The organism is Pseudomonas sp. BN417 (assembly GCF_029871205.1).
Lineage (GTDB): Bacteria > Pseudomonadota > Gammaproteobacteria > Pseudomonadales > Pseudomonadaceae > Metapseudomonas.
In genome coordinates this window covers 80,435-103,530 of the sequence record NZ_SSOJ01000141.1, presented here as the reverse complement: position 1 = coordinate 103,530, position 23,096 = coordinate 80,435, and the positions used below count along the sequence as shown (strand labels likewise).

The following is a 23,096-nucleotide window of genomic DNA, read 5'->3' as shown; positions in this document are numbered from 1 at the left end:
CGTTGTGCAATTCGGCCAGCTTTAGAGGAGCCTGAATGGATCAGGTGGAAGAGGGGATGCGAATGGAATCGAAAGAGCAGCAGTTGGTGCGGTTACTCAGCTTGACCACCCGGAGCCTCACGCACCTGACCGCTGCGATGAGTGAAATGTCCTTCGAGATGATGCGCAGCGACGACCCCGCCGTGAAGAGTGCGGGAGGGCGCATGATCGACCACCTGGCCGCCATAGGCGCTGGGCTTGACCAGCACTGGGAGCAACTGGCCGCCTACGGCGATATGCCTATTCCCTATGAGGGCAATGAGGCCCTGGTGGAATTGGAACTCAAGGATCTCCCGCAGTACTCCTGAAAGAACGGCCCGATCGGGCCGTTGCTGTTTCTCGGTACTGTCATGCCAGTGTCACAGCCCTGCCATGGGGCTTGGATGGAATCCGCTTATCTCAGGCGGAGGTTCTATCCATGCGGCTATGCGTGATCGGTGCGGGTTATGTGGGGCTGGTGACAGCGACCTGTTTCGCGGAAATGGGCAACCAGGTGGCTTGTGTCGAGCGCGACCCCTTCCGCCTGGCGCGCCTGGCCCGCGGCCAGGCGCCCATCTACGAACCTGGCCTGGAACCCATGCTCCAGGCCCAACTCGCCAGTCGCCAGTTGACCTTCACCGCGCGCATCGAAGACGGCGTTGACCAGGCCGATATCGTTTTCATCGCAGTCGGCACCCCCAGTGGCGAAGACGGGGCCGCTGATCTTTCCCATGTGCTGGCGGTAGCCGATGAACTGGGCGCCAGCCTCAAGCGCTCCTGCCTGGTGGTGGACAAGTCGACCGTCCCGGTGGGCACGGCGGAACGGGTCGCCCAGCGCATCCAGGCAGGTCTGTCGGCCCGTGGCCTGGGTTTCAAGGTCCAGGTCGCGAGCAATCCCGAGTTCCTCAAAGAAGGTTCGGCGATCGACGACTTCATGCGCCCCGACCGCGTCATCATCGGGTGCGACGACGCCGACGCGGCGGAACAGTTGCGCCGCCTCTACGCGCCCTTCCTGCGTAACCACGAGCGGCTGCTCAGCATGGGCGTGCGCGCGGCGGAATTCAGCAAGTACGCTGCCAATGCTTTCCTCGCCACCAAGATTTCCTTCATGAACGAAATGGCCGGCATCTGCGCGCGGCTTGGCGTGGATATCGAAGACGTGCGCCGCGGGGTCGGTAGCGACAAGCGCATCGGGACCCATTTCATCTACGCCGGTTGCGGCTATGGCGGCTCCTGCTTTCCCAAGGACGTTCGTGCGCTGATCCGCACCGCCGAACAGGAAGGCATGGAGCCCGGCATCCTGCGCGCCGTGGAGGCGCGCAACGCGCTGCAGAAGACCTTGCTGTTCCAGGCCCTGCGCGAGCATTTCAACGGATTCCTGCAGGGCAGGGTGGTCGCGCTCTGGGGGCTGGCGTTCAAACCGGGCACCGATGACCTGCGCGAAGCGCCCAGCCTGGTGCTGCTGGATGCCTTGCTGCAGGCCGGTGCGCGGGTCCAGGCCCATGACCCGGCGGCCAATGCCGGCGTCGCCGCGCGCTACCCCGAGGCGGTTGAATCGGGCCAGTTGCGCCTGCTGGATTCGCCCTACGCTGTCACCGAATGTGCCGATGCGTTGGTGCTGGTCACCGAGTGGAAGCAATTCCGTCAGCCGAACTTCGAGCGAATTCGTGGTCTTATGCGCATGCCCGTGGTCTTCGATGGACGCAATCTATACGAGCCGGCGCAGCTGGTTGAAGCCGGGTTCCTGTACCGGGGCATAGGACGGCCCGCAAGCGGGCATTGTAAGGCGAGTGCCGCCTGATTAGACTGCGCGGCGATCCGCCCAAAACCCACCTCTCAAGGTTCGAAATGATCAAGAAATGCCTGTTCCCCGCCGCCGGTTACGGTACCCGCTTCCTGCCGGCCACCAAGGCGATGCCAAAGGAAATGCTGCCAGTGGTGAACAAGCCGCTCATCCAGTACGGTGTTGAAGAGGCCCTGGATGCCGGCCTCAGCGAAGTATCCATCGTGACCGGTCGCGGCAAGCGTGCCCTCGAGGACCACTTCGACATCAGCTACGAGCTGGAGCACCAGATCAAGGGCACCGACAAGGAGAAATACCTGGTCGGCATCCGTCGCTTGATCGACGAGTGCAGCTTCTCCTACACCCGCCAGGTCGAAATGAAGGGCCTGGGCCACGCCATCCTCAGCGGCCGTCCGCTGATCGGCGACGAGCCTTTCGCCGTGGTATTGGCGGACGACCTCTGCCTGAACCTGGAAGGCGATGGCGTCCTGACCCAGATGGTAAAGCTCTACAACCAGTTCCGCTGCTCCATCGTCGCCATCCAGGAAGTGCCGCCGGAAGAAACCTCGAAGTACGGCGTGATCGCCGGCGAGATGATCCGCGACGACATCTTCCGGGTGAACAGCATGGTGGAAAAACCCAAGCCCGAAGATGCGCCGTCCAACCTGGCGATCATCGGCCGCTACATCCTGACCCCGGACATCTTCCAGCTCATCGAGCAGACCGAGCCGGGCAAGGGCGGTGAAATCCAGATCACCGACGCGCTGATGAAGCAGGCCCAGGACGGCTGCGTGCTGGCCTACAAGTTCAAGGGCAAGCGCTTCGACTGCGGTGGCGCGGAAGGCTATATCGAAGCTACCAACTACTGCTTCGAGAACCTCTACAAGACCGGCAAGGCCTATTGATCGGGTCCTGCCAGTGAAAAGGCCGCCTCCGGGCGGCCTTTTCGTTGCTGCCGCCGACGGATTCCTTCATGTGTGTCGTAGGGTGGACCACGCTTCACCGGTCCACCATTCGAGGTTTGGCTGGACACCGATGGTGGATGAAAAGAGCGTCATCCACCCTACGGCAGGGCTGCGACCTGCATTCGCTCCCACAGGATGAATGGCTGCGCTACGGAATCGGCAAGGCTTCCGACCCCGGCCCCAGCGGCTGCCCGTAGCTGAACTCCACATAGTTGCCCGCCGGGTCGCGCAGGCCACAGTAGTAGCCCACCGGATAGGGCTCGTCCCGCGGCGGCCAGACCAGGCAGCCTGCGGCCTCGGCCTGGGCGGCGATGGCGTCGACCCCTTCGCGGCTATCCACGGCGAAGCCGAAGTGGCTATAGTCGTCCGCCGCGAGTTGGCGGTCCTGGCCGCCGGGCATGATGACAAAGATGAACTGGTGCTCCTTGCCGGGCTCCGCCATCCAGACGATCTTCGAGCCCTTGCCGGCGCGCTCGTGGATCACGCGCATGCCGCAGAAGTCCGCGTAGAAACGGATGCAGGGCTCAAGTTCGGGCACATGCAGGGCCAGGTGGGTGAGGGTCGGACGCATGGGAATCTCCTTCTCGATGCCTCAAGGATAGGCCCGGCAACTGGCCAGAGACAGATCTTCCGGTATGCTGGCGGCTTGTTTCTGGAGACTTGCCATGGCTTACGATTTCGACCTCTTCGTAATAGGTGCCGGTTCCGGCGGGGTACGTGCCGCGCGCTTCGCGGCCGGCTTCGGGGCCCGCGTGGCTATCGCCGAAAGCCGCTACCTGGGCGGTACCTGCGTCAATGTCGGTTGCGTTCCGAAAAAGCTGCTGGTCTACGGTGCGCACTTTTCCGATGACTTCGAGCAGGCTGAAGGCTTCGGCTGGTCCCTGGGTGATGCCGGCTTCGACTGGTCGACCCTGATCGCCAACAAGAACCGCGAAATCCAGCGCCTCAACGGCATCTACCGCAACCTGCTGGTGAACAGCGGCGTCACCCTGCTGGAAGGCCACGCCAGGCTGATCGACCCGCACACCGTGGAAGTCGCCGGCCAGCGTTGCACGGCCAGGCACATCCTCATCGCCACCGGCGGTTGGCCGCAGATTCCCGACATCCCCGGCCGCGAGCACGCGATCAGCTCCAACGAAGCCTTTTTCCTCGAGCGCCTGCCCAAGCGCGTGCTGGTGGTGGGTGGCGGCTACATCGCCGTCGAGTTCGCCTCCATTTTCCATGGCCTGGGTGCGCAGACCACGCAGCTTTATCGTCGCGAGCTGTTCCTGCGTGGTTTCGACGATGCCGTGCGCCACCACTTGCGCGACGAGTTGGGCAAGAAGGGCCTGAACCTGCAATTCAATGCCGACATCGCCCGCATCGAGAAACAGGCCGACGGCAGCCTGTTGGCCACCCTCAAGGACGGCCGCCACCTGGAAACCGACTGTGTCTTCTACGCCACTGGCCGGCGGCCCATGCTCGACAACCTCGGCCTGGAGAACACCGGCGTCGAACTGGACGAGCGCGGCTTCATCAAGGTCGACGCCCAGTACCAGACCAGCGAGCCCTCCATCGTCGCCCTGGGCGACGTGATCGGCCGCGTGCAGCTCACCCCGGTGGCCCTGGCCGAAGGCATGGCCGTCGCCCGGCGCCTGTTCAAGCCAGAGGAGTATCGGCCGGTGGACTACGAGCACATTCCCACCGCCGTGTTCAGTCTGCCGAATATCGGCACCGTCGGACTCACCGAAGAGCAGGCGCGCGCCAAGGGCTGCAAGGTGAAGACGTTCGAAAGCCGCTTCCGGCCGATGAAGCTGACCCTCACCGAGAACCAGGAGCGCACCCTGATGAAGCTGGTGGTGGATGCTGAAACCGACCGTGTCCTCGGCTGCCACATGGTCGGCCCGGAGGCGGGCGAGATAGTCCAGGGCCTGGCCGTGGCGCTCAAGGCGGGCGCGACCAAGCGCATCTTCGACGAAACCATTGGCGTGCATCCCACCGCCGCCGAAGAGTTCGTCACCATGCGTACCCCGGTGGGTGCCTGACCTGCAGATGGAGAAACTCTTCTACCTGTCCGACCTGTTCGGCGTTGCGGTCTTCGCCATCACCGGCGCGCTGATGGCCGGGCGCAAGTCCATGGACCTGTTCGGCGTGCTGGTCATCGCCATCATCACTGCCCTGGGTGGCGGCACCCTGCGCGATGTGATCCTCGGCAACCACCCGGTGAGCTGGATCAGGGACGACACCTACATCCTGGTCGCCTCCCTGGCCACGGTGGGCACCGTGCTCTGGGTGCGCCTGACCCGGCCCATCAACGAAACCGGCTTGCTGCTGGCCGACGCCTTCGGCCTTGCCGTATTCACCGTCTACGGCACCCAGGTCGCCTTGCAGCATGAGCTGCAGCCGGGCACGGCGGTGATCATGGGCGTGATCACCGCCGTTGGCGGCGGGGTGCTGCGGGACATCATCTGCAACGAGGTGCCGCTGATCTTCCAGAAGGAGATCTACGCCATCGCCTGCATCGCCGATTCCCTGGTGTTCATTGGCCTGCGCGAATTGGTGGTTCCGGACTGGCTCGGCACCTCGCTGGCCATGCTGGTGGTGCTGATGATCCGGCTGGCGGCCATTCACTGGAAGCTGTCGCTGCCGCGCTTCCACTTGCTCGACCGGGACTGACGCCATGCTCGAACGCCTTGACCACCTGGTGCTCACCGTTGCCGATATCCCCCGCACCCTGGACTTTTACCAACGGGTACTGGGAATGCGCCACGAAACCTTCGGCAACGGTCGCCACGCCCTGGCGTTCGGCCAGCAGAAGTTCAACCTGCACCAGGCCGGCAAGGAGTTCGAGCCCAAGGCCGCCCAGCCCATGCCAGGTGCCATCGATCTCTGCCTGATCACCCGCTGGCCGTTGGAGCGGGTGCTGGAGCACCTGGCAGAGCAGGGCGTCGAGGTGGAGGAGGGGCCGGTGATGCGCACCGGCGCCCTCGGGCCCATTGAGTCGGTCTACTTCCGTGACCCGGACGGCAACCTGATCGAAGTCAGTCGCTACTCCGACTAGGGCTTTTCATTCCCGCTGCTGGCGAAATCCCGCAAACCCGCGACACTGGATGCAGCCGTTCTTCACCATTGCAGGCTGGAGGAAAGCTCCATGTCCAGATTCGTTCTGCTGTGCGCGCTGCTTCTCGGCACCGGCCTGGCCCAGGCCGAGATCAAGACCAGCGAAATTCCCTACAAGAGCCCGGACGGTACGTCCCTGGTCGGTTACTACGCCTATGACGACGCCATCGCCGGCAAGCGCCCTGGCGTGGTGGTGGTCCACGAGTGGTGGGGCCTCAACGACTACGTCAAGCGCCGTGCCCGCGACCTCGCGGCCCTCGGCTATAGCGCCCTGGCCATCGACATGTACGGCGATGGCAAGAACACCGAGCATCCGGCCGAGGCCCAGGCATTCATGGCGGCCGCCATGAGTGCCGAGGGCAACCCCACGGCGCGTTTCCTTGCCGGGCTCGACCTGCTCAAGCAGCAGCCCCAGACCGACTCGACAAAGTTGGCCGCCGTCGGCTACTGCCTTGGTGGCAAGGTGGTGCTGGACATGGCGCGGCAGGGCGCCCCCCTGGCCGCAGTGGTCAGCTTCCACGGCCCCTTGGGTACCGCCACGCCGGCCACGCCCGGCAGCGTCAAGGCCAGGGTTCTGGTGGAACATGGCGAGAAGGACACTTTGGTGCCCATGGCCGCGGTCAATGCCCTGAAAGAAGAGTTCGACAAGGCGGGCGCCGACTACCGGGTAGTCGTCCAGCCCAAGGCCAAGCACAGCTTCACCAACCCCGATGCCGACCGCCTCAGCCATGCCGGCCATGGCAGTGAGAAAGGGCCGGATCTCGGCTACAGCCAGATGGCCGACGAGAACTCCTGGGCCGACATGCAGGCGCTGTTCAAGGAAGCCTTCGCTGAGTGACGCCTTTGGCTAGGCTGACTCAGGCAGGCATCCAAGGGAGCCGTACCATGAGCAAGCTGTTGCAGACGATCTCGCCCATCGACGGCTCGGTCTATGTCGAACGGTCCTGGGCTTCGGCGACGGACGTCGGCTCGGCGCTGGAGCGTAGCGAGGCCGCGCGTGAAGCGTGGAAGCGCACCCCGGTGGCGGAGCGCGTCGCCATCACCCACCGCGCCGTAAGCGCCTTCGCCTCCCGCGAGGCGCAGCTGGCTGAAGAACTTTGCTGGATGATGGGCCGGCCGATTCGTTATGCGCCGGGAGAGATTCGCGGCTTCGCCGAGCGCGCCAGCTACATGGCCGATATCGCCGAAGAGGCCCTGGCCGATATCCGGCTGCCGGACAAGCCCGGCTTCACCCGGCTGATCCGCCGCGAACCCCTGGGCCTGGCCCTGGTCATCGCGCCATGGAATTACCCTTACCTCACCGCGGTCAACGCGGTCGTGCCGGCCTTGCTGGCGGGCAACTGCGTGCTGCTCAAACACTCCGCGCAGACCCCGCTGTGCGCCGAGCGCATGGTCGAAGCCTTCACCGAGGCCGGCCTGCCGCCGGGCGTGCTGCAATACCTGCATCTGACCCACGGCGACACCGAACGGTTGCTCCAGGCCGAGCAGGTCAGGCACGTCGCCTTCACCGGCTCGGTGGCCGGCGGCGCCATGGTCGAGCGCGCCGTGGCCGGGCGCTTCATCAGCTCGGGGCTGGAGCTGGGCGGCAAGGACCCGGCCTACGTGCGTGCCGACGCCGACCTGGGCCATGCCGTGGCAACCGCCATCGACGGCGCCTTCTTCAACTCGGGCCAGTCCTGCTGCGGCATCGAGCGCATCTACGTGCATGCCGACCTCTTCGATGACTTCGTCGAACAGGCGGTGGCCCTGGTCAGCCAATACCGCCTGGGCCGCTCCGACGACCCGGAAACCACCCTCGGGCCGCTGGTGCGCGCCGAGGCGGCGGAGTTCGTCCGGGCGCAGATTCGCGAAGCCGTGGGGCAGGGCGCCATGCCGCACTTGGACGCCGCCGCGTTTCCGCTGGACCACACGGGCAGCGCCTACCTGGCGCCCCAGGTGCTGACCAGCGTGCATCACGGTATGCGGGTGATGAGCGAGGAGTCCTTCGGCCCGGTGGTGGGCATCCAGAAAGTGCGGGACGACGAAGAGGCCGTGGCGCTGATGAACGACAGCCCCTATGGCCTGACCGCGGCCATCTTCAGCCAGGACGAAGAGGCTGCGCTGGCGCTGGCGGACCGCGTGGACGCCGGCACCGTCTTCCTCAACCGTTGCGACTACCTGGACCCGGCTCTGGCCTGGACCGGCGTCAAGCAGTCCGGACGCGGCTGCAGCCTGTCGCGCGTGGGCTACGAACACCTGACCCGGCCCAAGTCCTTCCACTTCAAGACCAGCCTGTGAGGCGCGCCATGGACCCGAGCCAATTCCGCATGAACTGGAACTACCCGACATCGGTACGTGTCGGTGTCGGCCGCATCGCCGAGCTGAGCGCGGCCTGCCGCGAACTGGGCATGTCGGCGCCGCTGCTGGTCACGGATCCTGGCCTGGCGGCATTGCCCATGGTCGACGCCGCCCTGCGCCAGTGCCGCGACAGTGGCCTGAGCGCCGGGTTGTTCCATCAGATCAAGGGCAATCCCACCGGGCCCAATGTCACGGACGGCGTAGCCGCCTTCAAGGCCGGTGGCCACGACGGCGTGATCGCCTTCGGCGGCGGCTCGGCCCTGGACGCCGGCAAGGCCATCGCCCTGATGGTGGGGCAGGACCGTCCGCTCTGGGACTTCGAAGACATCGGCGACAACGCCAGCCGGGTCAACGTGGCCGGCATGGCGCCGGTGGTCGCGGTACCCACAACCGCCGGCACCGGCTCGGAAGTCGGCCGCGCTGCGGTGATCACCGACGACCAGGCGCATATCAAGCGCATCATTTTCCACGCCAGGATGTTGCCGGCCATCGTGATCCTCGACCCGGAGCTCACCCTCGGCCTGCCGCCGAAGATCACAGCTGCCACTGGGATGGACGCGCTGTCCCACAGCCTGGAAGCCTATTGTTCGCCGCTGTATCACCCCATGGCCGAAGGCATCGCCCTGGAGGGCATGCGCCTGGTCAAGGACTACCTGCCGCGCGCCACCGCCAAGGGCAGCGATGTCGAGGCCCGTCTACAGATGCTGGTGGCCTCCAGCATGGGCGCTACCGCCTTCCAGCGCGGCCTGGGCGCCATGCATGCGCTGGCCCACCCGCTCGGTGCTCTGTACGACGCCCACCATGGCCTGCTCAATGCGGTGCTGATGCCCTACGTCCTGCAGGCCAATCGCGCCCATATCGAAGGACCCATGGCGCGGCTGTCGCGCTACCTGGGCCTGCCGAAGGCTGGCGTCGCCGGGGTGCTGGACTGGGTGCTGCACCTGCGCAGCCAACTGGACATCCCCCACAGCCTGGCCGAGATCGGCATAGACGATGCCCGTATCGAACAGGTCGGACGCATGGCGGAGGACGACGCCTCCGCCGGCACCAACCCGGTGCGCTATGACGCGGAGAGCTACAGCCGCATCTTCGAGAAGGCTCTGCGCGGACGGCTCTGAACTAATCTGATTTATGCAGCGGTGAGGTTCACCTGCTCCGTGCCCACGCGGGCCCTGGCCCGCTCCGGGGCAACGCTCCGGCGTTCTTCCAATCCCACGAACCAGGCCCTCGCCGGTGCATGCCGGTCGTGGTCCCGTGCCGGCCTTGGCTTCAACCTCGATGGGAGAGTGGACATGACCGAGTCATTCAAGGCGATCGGCGGCTGCCGCTGCGACCAGAACCCCGTGCGCTACGAGTACAACGCACGGCCAGCGGAATTGCACTACTGCCTGTGCACCGACTGCACCGATGTCTGCGGTGGCGCCTTGGCGATAATCGCCGTGGTGGACAGGAGCGCGTTCAAGATCACCGCCAACGCCGACAAGCTCAAGTGCTTCCACTCCAAGGCCAGTTGCCACCGCTACTTCTGCTCGGAGTGCGGCTGCCACATGTACCTGCACGTGGATGGCTTCCCCGATTTCGAACTGGTGCACGTTCCCACCCTGGACCGCGAATCCGATCCCGGCGGCAAGCCGGACCGCTATGTGTTCGTACGCTCCAAGCACCCGCTCCTGACCCTGCCGGACGATGGCCTGCCGCGCCACCAGGGCTGGGCCAATAGCGGTGAGCCGGTGGCGGCCTGATCAGGCGCGTTGCCAGCACAGCTCCGTAGGATGGGTGGAGCGCAGCGATACCCATCGGTAAGAGGTGAAGGGTATCGCGTTGCTCAGCGGAGTCTGTCAGTCGGCGTTGGCCAGGGTTTCGCGGAAGACCTCGAAGGCCGCCGTCGAATAGCCCTGGCGCCAGACCAGCAGGGTTTCCACCCGCATCAGCGGGACCTGGCGGAGCAGGGGCGGTTGACGCAGCAGTTCCAACACCGAGTGCGGCAGGATGCCGACGCAGGACCCTGCGGCCACGCACGCGAGGATGGCGTGATAGGAGCCGACCTGCTGCACCTGGGGCATGGGCCCGCCATCGGCGGACAACCAGCGTTCGGCGATCTGCCGGTAGCTGCAGCCTTCGGCGAAACCGGCCAGCCCGCGCACCTGCACATCAGCGGGCCCCTTGATCGGCGGGTGGTTGGCTGGCAGCACCAGGAGCAGTTCCTCCTCGAACACCGGCAGGGCCTCCAGCCCAATGCCAGGGGCTTCATTCCGCCACTGGTTCGCCCCCCTTGGCCAGGCTACCAGTGCGCAATCCAGGCGCCGCGCCAGCACGGCTTCCACCAGGGCCTGGCTGGTGCCGGTGCTCACTTCCAGCTCCACCTCCGGGCAGCGTCCGTGGAAGCTCGCCAGGGGGCCGGGCAGCCGGCTGGCCGCGGTGCTCTCCATGCTGCCCAGGCGCAGGCGACCGCTCGGTTGCTGCGGGTGCATGGCCTGGCGCGCCTCGTCCGCCAGGGTCAACAACCGCTCGCTGTAGTCGAGGAAGGCCTGGCCACGGTCGGTGAGGGTCATGCGCTTGCCGTCGCGGAGAAAGAGTTGGGCGCCCAGTTCGTCCTCCAGCTGGCGAATCCGTGTGGTGACGTTCGATTGCGCGCGCTGCAGGCGCTGCGCCGCACGGGTCACGCTGTGTTCCAGGGCGACTGCGCGGAAGATCTCGAGGCTGGAAAGATCCATGCTTTATGATCTCGTTTTGAGAATGAATTGTTAAAAGTATTCTCTATTTAGGATAAATTGGCCAGGTTTTCACGTGTCAGGGAGTTGCAGCCTCATGTCCATCATCCAACTGCTCGGTGTCGAACATCCCATCATCCAGGCGCCCATGGTCGGGGTTTCAACCCCCGCCCTGGCCGCCGCGGTATCCAACGCCGGCGCCTTGGGTTCCATCGGTATTGGCGCCAGCACCCCGGCCCAGGCCCGTGCCATGTTGGCGGAAACCCGTGGGCTGACCGGCAAGCCATTCAACGTCAATCTCTTCTGCCACCGCCCGGCCAAGGCCGATGCCCAGCGCGAGGCGGCCTGGCTCGAGCACCTGCGGCCCTTGTTCGCCGAGTTCGGCGCCGAGCCGCCAGCCGCCATCCGGGAAATCTACAAGAGCTTCCTCGACGACCCGGACATGCTGCAGATGTTGCTGGAAGAGCGTCCCGCGGTGGTCAGCCTCCATTTCGGCCTGCCGCCTGATGAGTGGATCCGGGCGCTCAAGGATGCCGGCATTCGCCTGCTGGCCAGTGCCACCACCCTGGAGGAGGCACGGCTGGTCGAGCGGGCTGGTGTCGACGCGATAGTCGCCCAAGGCGTGGAGGCCGGCGGCCACCGTGGCGTCTTCGAGCCCGAGCATGGCGATGCCGGTATCGGCACCCTGGCGTTGGTTCGGCTGATTGCCCGCCATACCCGCCTGCCGGTGATCGCCGCCGGCGGCATCATGGACGGGCAGGGCATAACGGCCGCCCTGGCCCTGGGCGCCCAGGGCGTGCAACTGGGCACCGCTTTCGTGCCATGCCCCGAGTCCGCTGCCAACGCGGCCTACCGCGCCGCGCTGAAGGGCGAACGCGCCCACCAGACGCGCATCACCGCCGCCATCTCCGGCCGCCCGGCGCGGGGGATGGTCAACCGACTCTGGACCGACCTCGACACGGCGGACGCACCGGCATTGCCGGACTATCCGAACGCCTACGACGCCGCCAAGGCCCTGCACGCTGCGGCCAGTGCCAAGGGCTGCAACGACTTCGCCGTGCAATGGGCCGGCCAGGGTGCGCCGCTGGCGCGGGAGATGCCGGCGGCGGAACTGGTGAGGCTGCTGGTGGCGGAGATGGGGGAGTAAAGGATGCGGGGGGAGGGCAGGCCTTCGGCCTGCTGGCAAATCGTAGCCCGGATGAAATCCGGGAGCGGCGGCGGGACTTTCCCCGGATTTCATCCGGGCTACGAACTACCAACTGCCGCATAGCCCCCTCCGAACTTCATCCTGCTAGTCGGGCATTTCGAGCGTCACAGCCAGAGCCGATGACTCATGACCTAAGAACGTAGTTTCCCTAGTTCAAATGAATTCGTTCCTACGGATGAGTCCATGCCCAACCAACCCAGCCCGACAAAAAAGCCCGAACGACCTTTCGGTCATTCGGGCAAGGGACCCAAAGGCCCCGGCGGATTCGTTTCTTCAGCCACCGGGCTGCTTGCGGTACTCGGTGGTGGTCATCCCGGCATAGCCCCAGTTATCGGTGTCGACTTCCTCGATGACGATATGGGTCAGGTCCGGGCGTTTGCCCAGGACCCTCTGCAGGGTCTCGGTGATCTCGGCGATGACCTGGGCTTTCTGTTCACGGGTCACGCCGTCACGGGTGATGCGTACGCTGACGAAGGGCATGGTTTTCTCCTCCTTACCAGGTGCCGGTGCTCATGCCGCCGTCCACCGCCAGCACTACGCCGGTGGTGAAGCTGGCGTCGGTGAGGTATAGCACCGCGTCGGCTATGTCCTGTACCTGGCCGATGTGGCCGACCGGTTGCAGGCCGTTGAGGAATTCACGGTAGGCAGGGTCGTGCATCGGCGTATCGACTATGCCGGGCGCCACGGCATTGACCTTGATGTCGTGCGGCGAAAGTTCCAGGGCCAGGGCGCGGGTGAACTGGTTGAGGCCACCCTTGATCAGCACCGGCAGGGAGGACGGCAGTGCGCGGTTCGGTTGCAGCGCGACGGATGCGGTGATGTTGACGATATGCCCCTGGCGGCGCGGGATCATGTGTTTCGCCGCGGCCTGGGAGGCGTAAACCACGCCCTTGAGGTTGGTGGCGAGCATGGACTCCAGGTCGTCTTCGCTGTACTCGGCGATAGGCTTGGCAATGAAGATCCCGGCGTTGTTCACCAGCACGTCCACCTGGCCGAAAGCTTCGATGGCACGCTCGAACAGGCGCCTGGAGGTTTCCGGCACGGCGATGTCGCCGGCCACGCCGATGAAGCGCTGCGGATTGCCCAACTGCTCGGCGGCGGAAGCCAGTCGCTCTTCGCTGCGGGCCGACCCCACTACGTTGAAGCCGCGTTCCAGGTAGGCCTTGGCCAGGCCCAGGCCGATGCCGCTGGAGGCGCCGGTGATCACTACGGTTCTATTGATGCCTTGCATGTCGATGGTCCTCGGATGAAACGATTGGGGTGATTTCGCAGAGGGCGCCTCTCTGTTGGAACGGACTATATTTGTGCGGGAAATGCAGATAAATATGGCGATCAGCACTTCAATTGATACCTGGTGTAACTAATCATGAAGCGTCAGTTCGACGACATCCTGCTCGGCAGCATCGAGCTGTTCTGCCTCGCCGCGGAGGAGGGCAGTTTCACCGCCGCCGCGTTGGTGGCCGGGGTCACGCCCGCCGCGGTCAGCCGTTCCATCTCGCGGCTGGAGGAGCGCCTGGGCGTGCGGCTGTTCGTGCGTACCACGCGCAGCATCCGCCTCACTGATGGCGGCCGTGGCTATTACGAGGAGTGCCGACAGGCCCTGGCGCAATTGGTCGAGGCCGAGCGGGCGGTGATGGGCCAGCAGCAGGAACCGGCCGGCGTGCTGCGCATCAGCATGCCCACCACCTATGGCCATCACCGGGTGCTGCCCCTGCTGCCTGAGTTCCGCCGACGCTATCCGCAGGTGAAGGTGGAGGTGCACCTCAGCAACCGCAATATCGACTTCGTCACCGAGGGCTATGACCTGGCGATCCGCGTGCGCGCCCAGCCGGATTCGACGCTGATCGCCCGCCACCTGGAGGATGCCCCCCTGGTGGTGATCGCCACTCCCGACTACCTGGAGCGCGCCGGCACGCCACGAACCCTGGAGGAGCTCGAGGATCACGAGTGCATCCAGTTCGAGTTGCCCAGCAGTGGCCGACGCATCTCCTGGCTGTTCAGGGAACAGGGGCGGGAGCGGGAGATCTTCGCCGATGGAAGCTACCTGTTGTCCGATGATGTGGTGCAGGGGGGCGTTACCTTGGCCAAGCACAGCGCGGGACTGTTCCAGACCTACCGTTTCGTCGTCGAGAAGGAACTGGCCGAAGGCAGCCTGGTGGAGGTGCTGCAGCCCTATGGCGGGCGTTCGCGGCCCTTCACACTGCTGTATCCGCAGAACCGCCATGTGCCGCTGCGCCTGCGCGCCTTCGTGGACTTCCTGATGGGCTATCGCGAGCAATGGCGTGTTGTCGATCCGCCGGGCGGCCAGTCGACTAACCACTGATTGGCTATCGTCTTTCAACCCCACCAGGAGATGCGTCATGAGCAAGCGGATCCACACCATCACCCCGTGCCTGTGGTTCGACGACCAGGCCGAGGCCGCCGCCAACTTCTACGTCGGCATCTTCCCCAACTCGAAGATCACTCTCATCAGCCGTTATGGCGAGGCGGGCAAGGAAATCCATGGCAAGGAACCGGGCTCGGTACTGACAGTCGGTTTCGAGCTGGACGGCCAGGGCTTCACCGCCCTCAACGGCGGGCCGGTCTTCACCTTCAACGAGGCGGTGTCCTTCCAGGTCAACTGCGAGACCCAGGACGAACTGGACCACTACTGGGACCGGCTTTCGGCCGGCGGCGACGACAACGCCAAGCAATGCGGCTGGCTCAAGGACAGGTATGGCCTGTCCTGGCAGGTGGTGCCTTCGGTGCTGATGGCCATGCTGACGGATTCCGACACCGTCCGGGCCCAGCGCGCCTTCACCGCCCTGCTGCAAATGCAGAAGCTGGATATCGCCGCGCTGAAGCAGGCTTTCGACGGTTGAAGCGACAACCGGCGTAGGGTGCGCCGTGCGCACCAGGCTATCCGCGCGGACGTTGCGGTGCGCGCAGCGCACCCTATACCTGTGGGAAGCGAATGAATTCGCCCCCACAAGGAAAGGTGCCGCGCGTCATCAGGCGTCGACGTTCACCACCACGCGCCCACGGACCTTGCCCGCCAGCAGATCGCCGGCCACGGCAATCGCCTCGCCCAGGCCGATCTCGCGGGTGATGGCATCGAGCTGGGCGATATCCAGGTCCCGCGCCAGGCGGTTCCAGGCTTCGACCCGCTCGGCGCGCGGGCGAGTGACGCTGTTGATCCCCAGCAGGCTCACGCCCCGGAGAATGAAAGGCGCCACGGTGGACGGGAAGTCCATCCCCTGGGCCAGGCCACAGGCGGCCACGGCGCCGTCCGCGTGCAGGCCGGCACAGACGTTGGCCAGGGTATGGCTGCCAACCGAATCGATGGCGGCGACCCAGCGTTCCTTGCCCAGCGGCCGGCCCGGCTCGGACAGTTCGCTGCGCTCGATGATCTCGGCGGCGCCCAACCCCTTGAGGTATTCCGCCTCGCTGGTGCGGCCGGTGGCGGCCACCACGCGATAGCCGAGGCGGGCGAGCAGGGCGATGGCGAAGCTGCCGACGCCACCGTTGGCACCGGTCACCAGCACGTCGCCCTGGCCGGGTTTCAGGCCGTGTCGCTCCAGGGCCAGCAGGCAGAGCATGGCGGTATAGCCGGCGGTGCCGATCGCCATGGCCTGGCGCGGGCTGAAGGCGGCCGGCAGCGGGATCAGCCAGTCACCGTTGAGACGCGCCTTCTGCGCCAGGCCGCCCCAGTGGGTCTCGCCGACGCCCCAGCCGTTGAGCAGCACTGAGTCGCCCACCTGGTAGTCAGGGTGGCTGCTGGCTTCCACTGTGCCGGCCAGGTCGATGCCCGGCACCATCGGGAATTGGCGCACCACCGGACTCTTGCCGGTGATGGCCAGGCCGTCCTTGTAGTTCAGGGTGCTGTAGGCCACGCGAATGGTCACATCGCCTTCGGGCAATTGCGCGTCATCCAGTTGGGTGTTGCGGGCGCGGTAACCGGCCTCGTCCTTCTCGATCAGGATTGCGTCGAACATGCTCACACCTCCATTTAGACCAATCGTCTACAAATAGGCCCGGAAAACCTAGCGCGGCAATCCGGCCAGAAACCCTTTGATGAAAATATCCAGCGGGACATTGTCCCGCGTCAGGCGGGCGCGCTGCACGGCGCCTTCCCAGCCGATCCAGAAAAACGCCGCCAGCTCGTCGCAATCGGCCTCGTCCGCCAGCTCTCCCACTGCCTGGGCGGTGCGCAGGCAGCTGGCCAGGCGGTCCTGCCAGGTGCGGAGGATGGCTTCCAGTTGCAGGCGGAACCCCTCCGGCAGGATGGCCACTTCCTGGCCCAGGTTGCCCACCAGGCAACCCCGGCAGAACCGGTGGCGGGCCATGCCGGCCTTGGCGTCCTCGACGAAGTTCTGCAAGCGTTGCAATGGCGCTACTTCGTCCTGCAGGAACCAGTGATCCAGTTTATGGGCGAAGTAGCTGGCATAGCTCTCCAGCACGGCCAGGCCAAAGGCCTCCTTGCTGTCGAAGTAGTGATAGAAGGAGCCCTTGGGCACGCCCACGCGCTTGAGCACCGTATCGATGCCGGTGGACATGAAGCCTTGCTCGGTAAGGATCTCCATGCCGCAGCGGATCAGCGCGGCACGGGTATCCGGGAAGTCGCGGTCGACCTTGGGCGGCCGGCCGCGACGGGGTTTGGAAAGGGTGTCGGTCATGGGAAGGGGATTTTGGACTGGTCGTCTAGAAAGTCAACCAAACCATGGTCGAAGGAGAGGCCGTGCTTCTGTTGTGGGGGCGAATTCATTCGCTTAGGGCTGCGCAGCAGCCCCTGGGACGTTCCAGGGCAGACCTTCGGCCTGCTTGGCGAATGAATTCGCCCCCACAGGGTGAGCGCCGCTGCCGCTCAAGGCAAACGCAGCACCCCGCGCACCGTGCCCAGGATCATCCGGGTCATCAACTCCCGCCCCTGGCCGGCCGGCAGTCCGCCGGCATCCAGCCAGGCCGGCAGCTGGTTGAGCAGCGAGACGATACTGGCCACTGCCCCGCGCCCGGCGGCATCCATGGGCTGTCCAGCCAGTTGCTGCAACGGTTCCAGCAGGGCTTCCTCATAGGCCAGGCGCAGGTCGCGAGCCTGCTCCAGGCGATCACCGGAGAGGCAGCGGGCTTCCAGTTCGGCCAGGCGAAAATGCAAGCCCATGGGCTCGTGCAGGGCCAGATGGGCGTCGATCAACGCGGCCAGCCGTGCGGCCGGTTCGGCGTGGCGGCGGGCGGCCAGGGCGGCGTTGTCCAGCAACTGCTCGTAGAGCTCCTCGATGAACTCGAACAGCAGCGCTTCCTTGCTCTCCACATGGTGGTAGATGGAGCCGACCCTGATCCCCAGCTGCGTCGCCAGGTCGCGCATGCTCACCTGGCCATAGCCCTGCTCGGCGAACAGGGCCAGGGCCAGGTGGCGGTTTTCCAGGTAGCGGGAAGGGCGGGCGGAACTGGCTTCGAGCATGGGGATGGCCCTCGCGAGTGGCATGCGTCGGCACTCTAGCCAGCATTGGGTTCCCAGGCCTAGGTCGAAAGCGCTCCGGCACGTTGGCGTTTTTTTCCATTGCCCGGCCGGGGAGGCCCGTGGAAATGGCCGGTTACTGTTCGTATATGAATGATGATGTTGAAATAATTCGGATCGGTAGTAGACTGGAGCCAAAGCACCTCTGCCAGGAGACGCCATGAACATTCCCGCCAGCCATGCAAGCCCGGATCTCCAAAGCGGCGAAGCCGGCCGCGTCGCGCTGAAGTTCTTCTTCAACCTGATGGACAAGTGGGGCTGCAACAAGGAGCAGCAACGCACCCTGCTGGGTTCCATCGGCAACACCACGTACTTCAGCTACAAGAAGCTGCCCAGCGTGCGCCTGCCCCATGACACCCTGGAGCGCATCTCCTATCTGATGGGCATCCACAAGTCCCTGCGCATCCTCTTCAGCAACCACGAGGAGCGTGCCTACGAGTGGGTGCACAAGGTCAACAGCGCCGCGCCTTTCAACGGCCGCAGCGCGCTGGAGTACATGCTCGGTGGCCAGGTGGTGGACGTGGCCGACGTACGTCGCTACCTCGATGGAGTGCGTGGCTGATGACCGATGAGCTCCTGGTGGAACGGATACCCGAGTGGAACAAGGCCTATCGCCTGGTCAACAGCGCCTTCCCGCCCATTTCTGTGTTTGAGGACACCCTCGACCCCGGCGACCTGGAACTGGCCTACGCCATCGAGGCCATGACCAACGACCGGCTGCGTGACCAGGACGGCGAGATTACCCGCGTGGCTGCCGAAGACCGCGTCAGCGGCATCGGCGCCACCGTGGTGATGGCGGTATTCACCCATATCGGCCGCGCCAGCCGCTTTTCCGACGGCTCCTTCGGCGTCTACTACTGCGCCAACTCGGTGGATGCGGCCATTGCCGAGACCCGCTACCACCAGGAGCGCTTCTGGCGCGCGACCCAGGAGGCGAGCATCGAAATCACCATGCGCGCCTACGTCAACAAAGTGGTCAATCCGATGCTCGATGTGCGCGACCGCGCCGACCTGCACGACCCGGACCCCATGAGCTACGGCACCAGCCAGGCCTTCGCCGGGCTCCATCGCAATGCCGGGAAGTGGGGCCTGCTCTACAGCAGCGTGCGCCTGCCAGGGCATGAGTGCGTGGCCGCGTTCCGCCCGCCGGCGGTGACCCTGCCGGTGCAGGGGCAACATTTCCGCTATATCTGGGACGGCCGCAGCCAGACCATCTCCTGCGTGCTCAAGGTCAGCCCCGTTCAATGATTCAGGTTGAATCTTCCCGGGGGCGTCCGGTCGATTGAGTAGGCCATCCGCCGCCAGGAGGACAGCATCATGGGAGAGGCACATTGCGCATGCCCCGGTTGCATCTGCAGCCTGGGCGATGAGGCGGTCTACCGCGATGGCAAGGGCTATTGTTGTCAGGCGTGCGCCGACCAGCATCCGCCGGGTGAGCATCAATGCAGCGACCCCACCTGCCAGTGCGGCGATCCCCATTGGCGGGATGTCGAGTAGCTACGCGGCGCCGGCCTGGTCCGGCGCCGGTTTCATTCCTGGTGCAGGTAGAGGGCGGAGGTGGAAACCGGTAGCAGCCGCAGATAGGTCGAGGCCAGGGCGAGTACCAGGAGGATGCTGCCCGGTACCAGCATCCACAGGATGAACTCATCGGCGATCAGCCCGTGGCGGGCAGCGGCGCGCGTCAGCGCGCGGGATGGGCCGCTGCCAGGCCCAGGGCCATTTTCAGCAGCTGGCGAAACGTTGGCAGGGCGGTATGGGCGAAGGCCTCCAGTTCCAGGTCATCGAGCTGGCGGGCGGCGAGGGCCAGCAGCTCGACCCTTTCCTCCAGGGCCCTGACTTGGCTGAGGGCGTAGGCTCGGTCGAACGCTTGCGGCCCGAGGGCGTGGAGGTCGCGGATGAGGATGCTGTCCGGGCAGGTATCGAGCCCGCCATGCAGGTATTTGCGGCAGGCGAGGGACTGGAGTTCGTCAGCACAACGGCTGTGCTCGACCATGCTTTGTAGCGCTAAAGCTCGGATATCGGCGCACTGGCTTTGCTGCAGCGCCATCTTCGCGGCTTCGATGCTGACCGCGTCCGCAGCCGTGACCTGGGTGACGAAATCGTTCGGCTCGATGTCGCCGCCTTCCCCTGAAATCGCGTCGGCGGCGACTGGGTTGGCCCAGTTCTGAAGGGCGGTGTGGTAGATGCCTTGAACGTTCATGCTGGACTCCGTACTGGAGGTGGTTTTTCGACTTTCCTTGTAATTGGGATGCGGGAAATCTGCGAAGGGTTCAGGGATTATTCTTCATGTGCCCTGAGCCTCGAACGAAGAGCGGTAAGGTGCGCCGTGCGCACTGCATGAGCGCCTGAGCTTCCCATAAGCGAATTCATTCGCGAAAGCAGGACGCAGTTCTGCCATTCAGCCTTATAGGGTGAACATCGCCTTTCAGGTCCACCATCCGCGTCGAAGCCAAGCTCCGATGGTGGACCGGTGAAGCGTGGTCCACCCTACAGAAGCGCTCAAGCGCTACATCCCTCCCTGCCATCCGGAAACCCGCAAAGGCTCACCCCCCGCAGCTTTCCACCAGCAATTCGTCCACCACAGCCACCAGCGCCTGCTGCCTCGGCAGCCCCGCATCCAGGGCTTCCCGGTAGCGCTGCAATTGGCGGTCGGCGTTGCTGCCGTAGCGCAGGATGTGCCGAGCCCGGGCGAAGGCGGCACCCCCGGTCATGCTTTCGTCCAGGGCGCCGCAAAAGGCGTGGGCCCGGGCCAGCCAGGCGCCGGCGGAGAGGCTGGCCTCCCCGGTGTCGTCGATGAACATGGCGTGGATGCCGAGGTGCCGCGCCCGCCAGTAATTCTCCGCCAGCACCAGCCGCTGCAGCGGATATTCCAGCGGATCGCTGTCGTCCCCGCCCAACGCACCGGCCACCAGGGCGCGGAACAGGCCGGCGATGCACAGGGCGTCCTCCACTGACGGGCAGGCGTCGGAGACGCGCAGTTCCAAGGTGGGGTAGCGCGCAGAGGGGCGGATGCACCACCAGATATCGTTCTCGGTACGGATCGAGCCGGAGGCCAGCAACCATTGCACATAGGCCTCGAAGGCCGGCTCGTCGGGGAAGTGCTCGTCAGGCAGGCCCATCCTCGGCCATTCGCCGCAGATCACCTGGCGGTAGCTCATGCATCCGCTGGGCCGGCCGAGCCAGAATGGCGAGGAGGCGCTGAGGACCAGCAGCAGCGGGAGCCAGGGCAGCACGCGATTCATCACCCGGACGCGGTCGGCCTCCGGCGGAATGCCCACATGCACATGCAGGCCGCAGAGCAGGCTGCGCTGGGCGATCAGGCGATAGTCGTCGAACAGCTTGCGGTAGCGCATCGAGGTATTGGCCTGCTGCGCGTGCCAGTCGGCGAAGGGATGCGAGCCGGCGCAGACCAGGCCCAGGCCGAAGCCCGCGGCCACCTGGGCCAGGCGGGTACGCTGTTCCAGCAGGCAGGCGCGGGCCTCGGCCAAGTCCCAGAGCACCGGGCTCACCAGTTCCAGCTGGCTCAGGAACATCTTCTCGGCCAGGCGCTCGCCGAGGGCCTCGCGGGCAGCCTGGAGCAGGCCGGCCGGCGGCTGCGCGGGAATGTCGCGGTTGCGCCTGTCCACCAGGAAGAACTCTTCCTCGATTCCGAAGCTGGGCGCCTTGCGTTCGTTGGGCATGCCGGCTGGCCAGAATGGGCGGTATCTCCAAGTGACGCCGCCTTCAGCCGCGAGTTCAAGTTCCGCTTGTCTCCTCGGCTGAATTTTTCGCCGTGGCCAACCCCCTACCTACTGCCCCGTGCCCAGCGCACCTACCGGCACGGCGGTGGCGAGCTGGGCAGCGGACTGTCCCTGGCGATTCTCGACGGCGGCCTAGGACTTCGATTCTTCCGCCAGCAGCGCCCGGCGTTTCTCCCGCTCCGACTCCTGCAGCTCGACGTCGCTGCGGATCTGCGCATGGCTGATCAGCGCGAAGATGAAGCTGCCGCCCACGATGTTGCCGGCCAGGGTCGGGCCGGCGAACACCAGCCAGAACTCGGCCCAGGCCAGCTCACCGGCGAAGGCCAGGTAGGACAACTCTACTGCGCCCGCCACTATGTGGGTGAAGTCGCCCAGCGCCATCAGGCTGGTGACCAGGATGATGATCCAGAACCTGGCCTGTTCCTGGGCCGGGATCATCCACACCATGGTGGCGATCATCCAGCCGGAGACGATGCCCTTGGCGAACATCTGCCCGCTGTCGTTCTCCATCAGCTGATGGCCTATCGCGAGAAACGCGGAGTCGGTGGCATTGTCGAAGATCGGCAGGTGCAGCATCACATAGGCCACCAGCAGGGTGCCGGCGAGGTTGCCCGCAAGCACGACGCTCCACAAGCGCAGCAGTCGGCCGAAGTTGCCCGCGGTGGGTTTGCTCATCACCGGCAGTACGGCGGTCAGGGTGTTTTCGGTGAACAGCTGCTGGCGCGCCAGGATCACTGCGAGGAAGCCCGCCGAGTAGCCGATGCTGGCGAGGGCGTGGGCGCCTTCGACACCTTCCAGGCGTGCGCGCAACAGGCCCATGGCCATGAGCGAGAGCCCCATGGACAGCCCGGCGGCCAGGGCCGACCACCAGAGCGCGGCGACCGTGCGTTGCAGCTCCTTGTCGCCCTGCACTCGGATGATCTCGTGGACCACCGCGGCCCGCGGCGGCTGCCCCTTCCTGACATCCTGTTCTTCCTTGGGGGTGAGGGCGGGGGTCTTGTCGCTCTTGCTCTTGTCCATGGCTCGCCTCGCGCTGCATAGGTAGGACATGCAGTAGTGACCGCCGCTGCCACTGCCACGCTCCGCAGCGTCGATAGCCGGCGGGCCGTCCGGGCAGAAAGGCTGAACGATCCACCGCCACCCCGCGTCGGAACCAGGGTAGGCCCCGCGCGGGCCTCCACTCCGATTATTGGCTCGGCGAGGCCCCGCCACGTCGACCCGGGAGAACGGACCCATGGATATTGCAAACGACCGCAAAGAAATCATCCGTGTACTCAACGACCTGATCGAGACCAGCAAGGACGGCGAGGCCGGCTTCAAGGTCTGTGCCGGGGACGTCAAGCGTCCGGACCTGAAGGACCTCTTCATCGAGCGCTCGCGGGAATGCGGCAGTGCTGCCGCCGAGTTGCAGCGGGCGGTACTGGAGCTGGGCGGCAAGCCCGAGGGCAGGACCAGTGTCGGCGGTGCCCTGCACCGTCACTGGGTGGACCTCAAGTCCCTGGTAACCGGCAAGGACGAAGAGGCCATTCTCAACGAGTGCGAACGGGGCGAGGACCTGGCCAAGAACCACTACGCTAAGGCCCTGCATCATGAGCTGCCCACCGATATACGGGCGATGGTCCAGCGTCAGTACGAAGGCGTGCTGCGCAACCATGACCAGATCAAGGCGCTGCGCAACGTCGAGCGCGCCCGCGCCCGCGCCTGACCAGTCCCGGCCGCCGCTTGCACGTGCAGGCGGCGCC

At 65.5% G+C, this 23,096-nt stretch carries 27 protein-coding genes and 2 pseudogenes; 18 read left to right on the top strand and 11 right to left on the bottom strand.

The features are described 5' to 3' along the window. Positions 1-62: 62 nt before the first annotated feature. The 3 genes from E8F11_RS20420 (at position 63) to galU (ending at position 2,706) form a co-directional block, all read left to right on the top strand. Entirely contained in the window at positions 63-347 is a 285-nt protein-coding gene (locus E8F11_RS20420; RefSeq protein ID WP_280290792.1) for a hypothetical protein, read from the top strand. Between the two features lie 110 nt (positions 348-457). Next, positions 458-1,819, top strand: a complete 1,362-nt coding sequence (locus E8F11_RS20415; protein ID WP_280290694.1) for a UDP-glucose/GDP-mannose dehydrogenase family protein — start codon at positions 458-460, stop codon at positions 1,817-1,819. Between the two features lie 47 nt (positions 1,820-1,866). Next, positions 1,867-2,706 carry a UTP--glucose-1-phosphate uridylyltransferase GalU gene (gene galU, locus E8F11_RS20410; RefSeq protein WP_280290693.1) on the top strand — a complete coding sequence of 280 codons (840 nt, stop codon included), beginning with the start codon at positions 1,867-1,869 and terminating at the stop codon, positions 2,704-2,706. Positions 2,707-2,914: 208 nt separating this feature from the next. Here the strand turns inward: galU and E8F11_RS20405 are convergent, their stop codons facing one another. Further along, positions 2,915-3,337, bottom strand: coding sequence for a VOC family protein (locus E8F11_RS20405; RefSeq protein ID WP_280290692.1), 423 nt, complete (start codon positions 3,335-3,337; stop codon positions 2,915-2,917). 94 nt (positions 3,338-3,431) lie between these two features. On the opposite strand from E8F11_RS20405, the gene gorA reads away from it, so the two are divergent. The 7 genes from gorA (at position 3,432) to E8F11_RS20370 (ending at position 9,944) form a co-directional block, all read left to right on the top strand. Next, positions 3,432-4,790, top strand: a complete 1,359-nt coding sequence (gene gorA / locus E8F11_RS20400) for a glutathione-disulfide reductase (protein WP_280290691.1) — start codon at positions 3,432-3,434, stop codon at positions 4,788-4,790. 7 nt (positions 4,791-4,797) lie between these two features. Beyond that, positions 4,798-5,421 carry a trimeric intracellular cation channel family protein gene (locus tag E8F11_RS20395; RefSeq protein ID WP_280290690.1) on the top strand — a complete coding sequence of 208 codons (624 nt, stop codon included), beginning with the start codon at positions 4,798-4,800 and terminating at the stop codon, positions 5,419-5,421. Positions 5,422-5,425: 4 nt separating this feature from the next. Further along, a complete protein-coding gene (locus E8F11_RS20390; RefSeq protein WP_280290689.1) occupies positions 5,426-5,806 on the top strand; it encodes a VOC family protein in 381 nt (126 codons plus the stop codon). Positions 5,807-5,896: 90 nt separating this feature from the next. After that, entirely contained in the window at positions 5,897-6,703 is an 807-nt protein-coding gene (locus E8F11_RS20385; RefSeq protein WP_280290688.1) for a dienelactone hydrolase family protein, read from the top strand. 47 nt (positions 6,704-6,750) lie between these two features. Continuing rightward, a complete protein-coding gene (locus E8F11_RS20380; protein ID WP_280290687.1) occupies positions 6,751-8,142 on the top strand; it encodes an aldehyde dehydrogenase family protein in 1,392 nt (463 codons plus the stop codon). Between the two features lie 8 nt (positions 8,143-8,150). Further along, the gene (locus E8F11_RS20375) at positions 8,151-9,320 is read left to right on the top strand and encodes an iron-containing alcohol dehydrogenase (protein ID WP_280290686.1); all 1,170 of its coding nucleotides are present in this window, start codon (positions 8,151-8,153) and stop codon (positions 9,318-9,320) included. A 174-nt stretch (positions 9,321-9,494) separates the two neighbouring features. Next, a complete protein-coding gene (locus E8F11_RS20370) occupies positions 9,495-9,944 on the top strand; it encodes a GFA family protein (protein ID WP_280290685.1) in 450 nt (149 codons plus the stop codon). A gap of 96 nt (positions 9,945-10,040) precedes the next feature. Here E8F11_RS20370 and E8F11_RS20365 read toward each other — a convergent pair whose 3' ends face one another. Continuing rightward, positions 10,041-10,916, bottom strand: coding sequence for a LysR family transcriptional regulator (locus tag E8F11_RS20365; protein WP_280290684.1), 876 nt, complete (start codon positions 10,914-10,916; stop codon positions 10,041-10,043). A 94-nt stretch (positions 10,917-11,010) separates the two neighbouring features. On the opposite strand from E8F11_RS20365, the gene E8F11_RS20360 reads away from it, so the two are divergent. Continuing rightward, a complete protein-coding gene (locus tag E8F11_RS20360) occupies positions 11,011-12,060 on the top strand; it encodes a nitronate monooxygenase (RefSeq protein WP_280290683.1) in 1,050 nt (349 codons plus the stop codon). A 333-nt stretch (positions 12,061-12,393) separates the two neighbouring features. Here the strand turns inward: E8F11_RS20360 and E8F11_RS20355 are convergent, their stop codons facing one another. Together E8F11_RS20355 and E8F11_RS20350 are read right to left on the bottom strand one after the other, a co-directional pair. Then, positions 12,394-12,600, bottom strand: coding sequence for a 4-oxalocrotonate tautomerase family protein (locus tag E8F11_RS20355; protein WP_280290682.1), 207 nt, complete (start codon positions 12,598-12,600; stop codon positions 12,394-12,396). A gap of 13 nt (positions 12,601-12,613) precedes the next feature. After that, positions 12,614-13,351, bottom strand: coding sequence for an SDR family oxidoreductase (locus E8F11_RS20350; protein WP_280290681.1), 738 nt, complete (start codon positions 13,349-13,351; stop codon positions 12,614-12,616). Between the two features lie 135 nt (positions 13,352-13,486). Here E8F11_RS20350 and E8F11_RS20345 point away from each other — a divergent pair, with 135 nt between their 5' ends. Together E8F11_RS20345 and E8F11_RS20340 are read left to right on the top strand one after the other, a co-directional pair. Further along, positions 13,487-14,443, top strand: coding sequence for a LysR family transcriptional regulator (locus tag E8F11_RS20345; protein WP_280290680.1), 957 nt, complete (start codon positions 13,487-13,489; stop codon positions 14,441-14,443). Positions 14,444-14,480: 37 nt separating this feature from the next. Further along, on the top strand, positions 14,481-14,981 hold the full coding sequence (locus E8F11_RS20340; RefSeq protein WP_280290679.1) for a VOC family protein: 501 nt from the start codon (positions 14,481-14,483) through the stop codon (positions 14,979-14,981). Positions 14,982-15,110: 129 nt separating this feature from the next. On the opposite strand, the gene E8F11_RS20335 is transcribed toward E8F11_RS20340, so the two are convergent. The 3 genes from E8F11_RS20335 to E8F11_RS20325 all read right to left on the bottom strand — a co-directional run bounded on the left by E8F11_RS20335 (position 15,111) and on the right by E8F11_RS20325 (position 17,557). Further along, a complete protein-coding gene (locus E8F11_RS20335) occupies positions 15,111-16,094 on the bottom strand; it encodes an MDR family oxidoreductase (RefSeq protein WP_280290678.1) in 984 nt (327 codons plus the stop codon). Positions 16,095-16,142: 48 nt separating this feature from the next. Further along, positions 16,143-16,775, bottom strand: a complete 633-nt coding sequence (locus E8F11_RS20330; RefSeq protein ID WP_280290677.1) for a TetR/AcrR family transcriptional regulator — start codon at positions 16,773-16,775, stop codon at positions 16,143-16,145. A gap of 188 nt (positions 16,776-16,963) precedes the next feature. Further along, a complete protein-coding gene (locus E8F11_RS20325) occupies positions 16,964-17,557 on the bottom strand; it encodes a TetR/AcrR family transcriptional regulator (RefSeq protein ID WP_280290676.1) in 594 nt (197 codons plus the stop codon). 217 nt (positions 17,558-17,774) lie between these two features. Between E8F11_RS20325 and E8F11_RS20320 the strand changes: the two genes are divergently transcribed. The 3 genes from E8F11_RS20320 (at position 17,775) to E8F11_RS20310 (ending at position 19,111) form a co-directional block, all read left to right on the top strand. After that, positions 17,775-18,176: an MbcA/ParS/Xre antitoxin family protein gene (locus E8F11_RS20320; RefSeq protein WP_280290675.1), complete on the top strand. Its 402-nt coding sequence runs from the start codon at positions 17,775-17,777 to the stop codon at positions 18,174-18,176. Further along, positions 18,176-18,862, top strand: a complete 687-nt coding sequence (locus tag E8F11_RS20315) for an RES family NAD+ phosphorylase (RefSeq protein ID WP_280290674.1) — start codon at positions 18,176-18,178, stop codon at positions 18,860-18,862. Before E8F11_RS20320 ends, E8F11_RS20315 begins: the two co-directional genes overlap by 1 nt. 69 nt (positions 18,863-18,931) lie before the next feature. Next, positions 18,932-19,111, top strand: coding sequence for a metallothionein (locus E8F11_RS20310; protein WP_280290673.1), 180 nt, complete (start codon positions 18,932-18,934; stop codon positions 19,109-19,111). A 44-nt stretch (positions 19,112-19,155) separates the two neighbouring features. Here E8F11_RS20310 and E8F11_RS20305 read toward each other — a convergent pair. From E8F11_RS20305 to E8F11_RS20295, 3 genes and pseudogenes are all read right to left on the bottom strand, one after another. Next, positions 19,156-19,245 (bottom strand): annotated as a pseudogene (locus E8F11_RS20305) (hypothetical protein); the annotation flags it as partial. Between the two features lie 50 nt (positions 19,246-19,295). After that, positions 19,296-19,814 carry a DUF4142 domain-containing protein gene (locus E8F11_RS20300; protein WP_280290672.1) on the bottom strand — a complete coding sequence of 173 codons (519 nt, stop codon included), beginning with the start codon at positions 19,812-19,814 and terminating at the stop codon, positions 19,296-19,298. 343 nt (positions 19,815-20,157) lie between these two features. Beyond that, positions 20,158-21,294, bottom strand: a complete 1,137-nt coding sequence (locus tag E8F11_RS20295; protein ID WP_280290671.1) for a carboxylate-amine ligase — start codon at positions 21,292-21,294, stop codon at positions 20,158-20,160. Positions 21,295-21,396: 102 nt separating this feature from the next. Between E8F11_RS20295 and E8F11_RS20290 the strand changes: the two are divergent. Continuing rightward, positions 21,397-21,480: pseudogene (locus tag E8F11_RS20290) on the top strand (SAM-dependent methyltransferase); the annotation flags it as partial. A 6-nt stretch (positions 21,481-21,486) separates the two neighbouring features. Here E8F11_RS20290 and E8F11_RS20285 read toward each other — a convergent pair. Beyond that, on the bottom strand, positions 21,487-22,374 hold the full coding sequence (locus tag E8F11_RS20285) for a formate/nitrite transporter family protein (RefSeq protein WP_280290670.1): 888 nt from the start codon (positions 22,372-22,374) through the stop codon (positions 21,487-21,489). 214 nt (positions 22,375-22,588) lie between these two features. Between E8F11_RS20285 and E8F11_RS20280 the strand changes: the two genes are divergently transcribed. Beyond that, positions 22,589-23,059, top strand: coding sequence for a PA2169 family four-helix-bundle protein (locus E8F11_RS20280; protein WP_280290669.1), 471 nt, complete (start codon positions 22,589-22,591; stop codon positions 23,057-23,059). Positions 23,060-23,096: the final 37 nt, after the last annotated feature.